Origin of the sequence: Geobacillus sp. FSL W8-1251 (assembly GCF_038005945.1) — a bacterium.
In the GTDB taxonomy this organism is placed as follows: Bacteria; Bacillota; Bacilli; order Bacillales; family Anoxybacillaceae; genus Geobacillus; species Geobacillus stearothermophilus.
Window position 1 is genome coordinate 1 of record NZ_JBBOUF010000006.1, and the last position, 1,884, is coordinate 1,884.

The following is a 1,884-nucleotide window of genomic DNA, read 5'->3' on the forward strand; positions in this document are numbered from 1 at the left end:
ACAATCCGCAAAAATTTTGCACATTATTTCCGAATCCGCCTGAAATAATTTGAAAAAGGGATTCTGAAATAATGTGCTAGTTTACAACATCTTTTTTCAAAAAACAAACTAGTTCTAGATCAGCATAACGTTGAAAGTCTAATTTTTAAAAGATTAATTGAAACAGAGTCAAATTTTATAAAAAAAGCATTAGGTTTACTGGAGTTTATTAAGCTTAAACGATTCGAAATAAAATCTTTACAACTTGCACAACAGATTATTTGCTTAAGTGAAAATGATAAGGAAGTCTTCAAAGGATTTGGTATAAAGGAAGAAAAACTAAATGTTATACCTATACATTTAAAATTAAATAAGAAATACGAGTATCAAAAGAAGGAAAAGGATAAATTGAAAATTTTATTTCTTGGTTCTATGTCTTGGTATCCTAATCAAAATGGGATTAGATGGTTTATGGAAAATGTTTGGGTTAATCTTAATCAAAATGATTATGAGATGTATATAGTTGGAAGTAATCCACCCAGATACATCCAAAAATATCATAATGGACAAAATGTATTTGTAACGGGTTATGTTGATGATGTTGATGAATACATTAGACAATGTGATGTTAGTGTTGTTCCTTTATTTATGGGAAGTGGTCAAAGAGTGAAAATTATAGAGTCTTTTGCCAAAGGCATACCAGTCATTTCGACTTCTATAGGTGCCGAAGGTCTGGTATATGAGAAAAATAAAAGTATAATCATAGCTCACGAGTGTTGATTATCCAAAATTATACATACGCCTTCCATAAATTTGGGCATACTCAAACAAAGCAGCGGCCATCCCGGATTTCCAATCGAGAGGAAGCTGCCCAGAGAAAAAACGGCGAACGAACGAAATGAAGGAAAGAGAGACGTTCGTCTGTTTTTTGGTTTGATCATACAGCCATCGCAGCAACACATACGCGATGAACGCCGCAAACAGTTGGTTGTATACCGCATTTTCCGTCGTGCCAAACAAGGTCGGGACATTCAGATATTGCTTCACCCAACGGAAAAAGACCTCAACAGTCCAACGTTGTTGGTACATGTCGGCAATGGTTTCCGCAGACGCATGGAAGAGGTTCGTCACGACCCGAATGTCGCGGCCATTCGCATCTCGAAAGATCACTACCCGGTGACGCTTGGTGGAGCGGCATTGTTTCGTCCCCAACTGGCACGTGAAGTCGGCTTGAACCGATGAGGATGTGCTGGAAAGGCGTTTCAAGCTTTTTTTCTGATGAAGTTCGATGTTGTCCTTCATTCGAATGACAAAGAGCTGATGCTGCTCCACAAATCGATCGAGGCGTTCGATTTTGAAATACGCCCGGTCTTCCACGAGCACTTGTTGAGCGTTCGTCAACTGTTCTCCCACCGGGCCATCATGACGCAGTCCGATGGTTTCCACCACGTCTGCCGGCAACGAGGATTCCGGCGAATACGCGACGTGCAGCTTCACTCCGGCGCGTTCGCCGTGATACGGAGCCCATGGGAGGCGGTTTTTCCCGACCGTGACGGTCGTCGAATCCACCACCCGAAGCGGTTTGGGAAACCGAAGCGAACGGCGGGTTTGGCGGTTGCACTTGGAAATGATCAACGCCAACAAGCGTTTCATGATGTCATAGGGAACTTCTTTCGCTTTCTTGGATACTGTGGAATAATGGAATCGCGGCAATCCATACAGAGGCCCCACATCGGCTCCGTGGCGAAAGCTTTTCCATTGATGCATGGCGGCCAGCAGGAAGAAGTGAATCAACTCGCGCAACGTAAAGGTTCGAGACGAATCACGATACCCAACCGCTTCGGCAATCAGTTGAATCTCTTCATCCGAAACAAGTTTTTGCATCAAATTCGGGAGTGTGGTATG

Annotated in this window: 2 protein-coding genes; one reads left to right on the plus strand and one right to left on the minus strand. The window is 42.5% G+C overall.

From position 1 onward, the window contains the following. Nucleotides 1-333: 333 nt before the first annotated feature. Nucleotides 334-759: a glycosyltransferase family 4 protein gene (locus NSS88_RS16670; RefSeq protein ID WP_341085378.1), complete on the plus strand. Its 426-nt coding sequence runs from the start codon at nt 334-336 to the stop codon at nt 757-759. Here the strand turns inward: NSS88_RS16670 and NSS88_RS16675 are convergent. Further along, on the minus strand, nt 760-1,884 hold a 1,125-nt coding region (locus NSS88_RS16675; RefSeq protein WP_341085464.1), incomplete at its 5' end, for an IS4-like element IS5377 family transposase. It abuts the gene before it with no gap.